Here is a 4,843-nt window from a genome sequence, read left to right as displayed (position 1 = left end):
AACGCCGCCATGGCCGAACTTTTGAGCAGGGACCTGCGGCCATACCTGCAAGGAGTCCATGCCAGATGATTTTTACCCTGGGCGGGAACAGGGGGTCGCTGTTTTTTACCATTAGAAATCTCCTTAATCGGCACACTGGTAGGCATACCAAAATAGAAACCCCAAAGCCCAAGATGACAAGGCTTAGGGTTTTTTTGCCGAGGAGGTGGTAACTCTGATTAAAAAAGTGGAAATCCGGATAGCCAAAAATTTTTACATTAGAGTTCTGATGGCTCCTGCGAGTTAAAATCGACTATAAGCCCAGGGGCCAAATATTTGTTTTTTTAATACGAAAATGAGAGTCGAAACCAAATACGTCTTTTATTTTCATGTTTTCGACTACAGCAAAACTTATTGCATCAACATATGATAACTTCTGGTCTTGAAATTGGCGCAAGATTACTTGCGCTTGAGTATCCAGAACTGGATCAGGGTAGATAATTTTTAACCATTTAGAGGCAATGGAATCCTGAATAACATCTAAGAATTCTATGGCTGTTCTGTAGTTTACATGGTATCTGAACCACGTATAAGTCTCTGATATTACAAGTATTGTTGTAATTAGTATTGTTTTCTTGGTTAACGAACCATAGTAATCAACGGCATTATCATGATACTGGTCGTTTTTGCTAAATATAGCAATTAATGCAGCAGAGTCGATAAAAAGTTTAGAGGGGGGCCTTGCCACCATATAAATCCTCCTTATACCGCTGAGAACCATCTTTGGGGGCATTAACCTTTCCAATCAACCGAGAGAAAGGGTCGTTTGGACCACCTCTTTTTTCATCTTCAGAAACAGGCGCGTTAAACATTTTAAACAGTTTTTCACGCTGACTGGGGGTTAGTTTACGTATTTCTTCAGCCAGACGTTCAATGGCCATGCTATATCACCTCAATGTTTTAATGACATTATACCATATCGACCACCCATTCACTACCTACCCACCTATATAGTCCTCTGGACGGATTATAATAGATAATATTCCAAACATATTGAAATAATCTCTGTAAGCTGCCATGAAGGAACGCAAGGTTATGTCGGTAACGTGCCCAATATTTCATCACGAGGGGCGAGTCGTCAGGGAAAGACGTCTTTGCTGATTTAATACCAAGTGCTTCTTTGATAGAAGTTTGTAATAATTGGGAGAAATTTAAACCAGCTTGTTCTCCGGCGTCACGTAACCATTTGGGTAATGTGCAATTCTTGGTTACAGCTTTATTTGTTGCTTCATTTCGGTAAGAAATAGGCGGGGTCAGGCCAGGACTCTGGTTTTCCGGAATGAGTATAACCGTACCAGTGAAAATGGGTATAAGAGCAAATTAGGGTTTATCAATGCTTAGATTGTTCCGGTTACCCTCATCGACATAAATGTAAGTCAGAGAAACCCTTTGCTAACAGGATAATTAACACTGGCTGTGCTTAATCCCGGCGGGGACTTTGTTTAAGCTCGCTAATCCTTGACTTCTTGTCCACCCCGTCAAACCATCCACACATGGATTTTGCCGGGGGTGGTTTTTTGTCCGGTTTGCAACCTGGGATGTTGCTCAATGCTGTTTACCAAAAAGTTTGTAAAAGGGAATGCTCCACTTTTGTCGAAAGAAAGTTATGAGTGCGTAAGTGTTCCTTTTGGGGAGGACATGAAGTGAGACAGCAAACGGCGGGAAGAATTGCATTTCTGGTATCTCTGGCGCTCTTCTTCGTCGCTTCTAATTTATGGGCCGAATGGTATGTTTACCACCGGATGGGGTTTGACAGTAGTTTCCGGTTCGAGAGCGGAGCCCACGTGAAGAGTGATGTCCTTGATTTATATGTGGATTTCAAGTACTATCGGGAACTCTGCCGCTACCTGGAGGAAAATGAAATCCCGGCGGTCATTTTTTTGAGCCCGGTCAACCATGCCCTGCTGCAGCGATACCAGTTGCTTGACTACGACGCATATGAGAAGAACACCGGCATCATTGCGCGGGCGGCGCTCCAAAGGGATATCGCGTTTTTTAATTACCAGGACGCCATCCCGCAGGAGCTGTTCCATGATTCCCTGCACATGCTTGACGGCGGGAACGCCGCCATGGCCGAACTTTTGAGCAGGGACCTGCGGCCATACCTGCAAGGAGTCCATGCCAGATGATTTTTAACACGTGGATATACGGAGCGTTCCTGGCGACATTCTCCATCCTTTACTGGACGGTTATTCCCTCCAAGGGCCGCCCCATGGCACTCGTTCTGGCGGGCCTGGTTTTTTACACTTATTATTATCCCGTGCACACCCTGCTGATCGTTGCCCTGCTCCTGGCGGCTTATGGGTTCGGCGCCGTCATTTATCGAATTAAATTTGAAAAGCCGCATGGCGGATTAGTTAGTTCATCAAGCATAAAGGCAATTTTCATCGTGTCCCTGGCTGTCTGCCTCGGAGCGCTAGCTTACTATAAGTACCTGAAACTTTTCGCGTCAGCGTTGAATCATCTTTCCGGCGTGCTGCACCGGGAAAGCGCCTTTACCGTTCCTGACCTGGTTGTGCCGCTGGGCTTGTCCTTTTTTGTTTTCGAATTTATCCACTACCTGGCGGACACCTACAAAGGCGTGGCGCCCAAGGCCGGCTTAATTGAATTCACCGCTTTCGGGCTCTTCTTTCCCACTTTGGTGTCAGGGCCCATTAAGAGGTTTCAGCCGTTTTTGGAGCAGTTGCGCGGTCAAACCGCCTTTCGGCTGGAATTCCTCAGCGACGGCCTGTACCGCATCATCATCGGCATTGGGAAGAAGGTAATCATTGCCGACAGCATGTTATATTATACCTGGCCTCTGGCAAATCCTGCCGGCGTCTCCGCGCAGGATTTATGGGTGGCTGTCTATGCCTTCGCCGTAAAAATCTATTTTGATTTCGCCGGCTATTCGGACATCGCCATCGGCAGCGCCAGGCTTTTGGGCTTCCGGGTGCCGGAAAATTTCAACCGGCCGTACCTGCAGCCGAATATAGCGTCTTTCTGGAACAACTGGCACATGTCCTTAAGCAGTTGGATCAGGGATTATCTTTACATTCCCCTGGGCGGGAACAGGGGGTCGCTGTTTTTTACCATTAGAAATCTCCTTATTTCCATGGTATTGTGCGGCCTCTGGCACGGCGCGGCGTGGAATTTCGCGGTGTGGGGTTTCTACCACGGGGTCGGGATGAGTTTTCATAGACTCTACCGGAAAAAAGCCTCTGCGATCGTCAGCTATGTTGAAAAACTGCCGGCTCCGCTAATAAAAACGGTATCCGTTGTTCTAACTTTTCATTTTGTCTGTGTCGGCTGGGTATTTTTTGCCACGAATCTGAGAAACGCGTTTTACATCCTGGGCGTCCTGTTTGAGCCGCTCGGAATTATTTTTAGGTGGTGATGTTATTTTATGGTCAGGGTCGTTATTTTAAATGTTTTAAAAGCTCTTATATTAACGATAATTATTGTGTTGGCGGTGTTATTCAGCACCGGCCAGGAGTCCAGGTTTATTTACACGGATTTCTAGGGCGGCGAGGCGCTTTTATTGCCGCAACGGCCATGGTTTATATATGTTTTTTATGATACCTGTACTGGTGATTTGATATACATCACTATGCTGGTTATGGCCGGACAGTTCCGGAATCTTCCTTGCTTCAGCCGGGTATAATAGTGAAAAAACAAAACGGAGTTGATTACCAATTCTGAGCAAGTCGAACCGGAAGGCTGCCGTGGTGGGAGCCGGGTCGGTCGGGGCCTCGGTGGCTTACGCCCTGACTATCAGCGGCCTCGTTTCGGAACTGGTGCTGGTGGACGTTAACAGCGCCAAGGCAGAAGGCGAGGCCATGGACCTGGCGCACGCCGCTGCTTTTATCAAGCCGGTGACAATATACGCCGGATCTTTTGAGGATTGCCGGGACGCCGGCATTGTAATCTTCTGCGCCGGGGCAAGCCAGAGGCCGGGAGAAACCCGGTTGGACCTGCTGCAAAAGAATTACGCTATTTTGCGGGAGAGCCTTGCCGAATTGCGGAGCGTGGGCGGCGACGGCATCCTTTTAATTGTGAGCAATCCTGTTGACGTGTTGACCTACGCCGCTTTGAAAATCACCGGACTGCCCCCGGAGCGGGTTTTCGGTTCCGGAACGGTTCTGGACAGCTCCCGTTTCCGGCATAATCTGAGCTGCCACTGCGGCGTTGCCTCCAGGAATATCCACGCTTACGTCGTGGGAGAGCACGGAGACAGCGAGGTACTGCTCTGGAGCCTGGCGTACATCGCCGGCACGGGGCTGGGTCGTTTCTGCGAACTGGCCGGCATCCCGCCGGTCGACCGGCCGGAGGTTGACGCCAGGGTGAGAAACGCCGGCTACGAGATTATTTCGAAAAAGGGAGCGACGTACTACGCCGTCAGCCTGGCGGTGAAGCGAATCTGTGAAAGCATTATCCGCGATGAGTACAGCATCCTGACAGTATCCGGGCTGATTGACGGCGCTTACGGCATCAGCGGCTGTTGTTTGAGCCTGCCGGCTGTAGTAAACTCGCGGGGTCGGGGAAGTCCGCTGGAATTGCCGCTGAAAGGGGAGGAAGAAGATGCCTTGCGGCGCTCGGCGGATATTTTAAAGGCCGCCATAAAGCAAATAAACCTGTAGTAAATCGTAACTCCCAGAATACTTCCCCAAAACCTTCCCTTGCAATAAAGTTGAATTTAGATATAATATTATAGTAACTTAATTTTATTGGTTTGGTTATGCGCCCGTAGCTCAGGGGATAGAGCGCCGGCCTCCGGAGCCGGAAGCGCAGGTTCGATTCCTGCCGGGCGCACCAGCAAATAACC

The 4,843-nt window shown here is 48.8% G+C and carries 5 protein-coding genes and 1 tRNA gene; 4 read left to right on the top strand and 2 right to left on the bottom strand.

Annotated elements, in window-relative coordinates:
* Nucleotides 1-292: 292 nt before the first annotated feature.
* Entirely contained in the window at nucleotides 293-730 is a 438-nt protein-coding gene (locus tag A4E54_RS05310; protein ID WP_240085199.1) for a type II toxin-antitoxin system VapC family toxin, read from the bottom strand.
* Complete coding sequence (locus A4E54_RS05305; RefSeq protein WP_286724850.1) at nucleotides 708-920, bottom strand: hypothetical protein; 213 nt, start codon at nucleotides 918-920, stop codon at nucleotides 708-710. The genes A4E54_RS05310 and A4E54_RS05305 overlap by 23 nt, the downstream gene beginning before the upstream one ends.
* A 762-nt stretch (nucleotides 921-1,682) precedes the next feature.
* On the opposite strand from A4E54_RS05305, the gene A4E54_RS05300 reads away from it, so the two are divergent.
* From A4E54_RS05300 to A4E54_RS05285, 4 genes are all read left to right on the top strand, one after another.
* On the top strand, nucleotides 1,683-2,168 hold the full coding sequence (locus tag A4E54_RS05300; protein ID WP_286724848.1) for a hypothetical protein: 486 nt from the start codon (nucleotides 1,683-1,685) through the stop codon (nucleotides 2,166-2,168).
* Nucleotides 2,165-3,415, top strand: a complete 1,251-nt coding sequence (locus A4E54_RS05295) for an MBOAT family O-acyltransferase (protein ID WP_286724846.1) — start codon at nucleotides 2,165-2,167, stop codon at nucleotides 3,413-3,415. Before A4E54_RS05300 ends, A4E54_RS05295 begins: the two co-directional genes overlap by 4 nt.
* A gap of 298 nt (nucleotides 3,416-3,713) precedes the next feature.
* Nucleotides 3,714-4,658: an L-lactate dehydrogenase gene (locus A4E54_RS05290; RefSeq protein WP_286724853.1), complete on the top strand. Its 945-nt coding sequence runs from the start codon at nucleotides 3,714-3,716 to the stop codon at nucleotides 4,656-4,658.
* 100 nt (nucleotides 4,659-4,758) lie between these two features.
* A tRNA-Arg gene (locus A4E54_RS05285) sits at nucleotides 4,759-4,833 on the top strand.
* The last annotated feature ends 10 nt before the right edge of the window (nucleotides 4,834-4,843 follow it).

Origin of the sequence: Pelotomaculum sp. PtaB.Bin117, from assembly GCF_002067195.1 — a bacterium.
Taxonomy (GTDB): Bacteria; Bacillota; Desulfotomaculia; order Desulfotomaculales; family Pelotomaculaceae; genus Pelotomaculum_D; species Pelotomaculum_D terephthalicicum.
The sequence above is the reverse complement of the archived record's forward strand: the minus strand, read 5'-3'. Positions and strand labels throughout refer to the sequence as shown.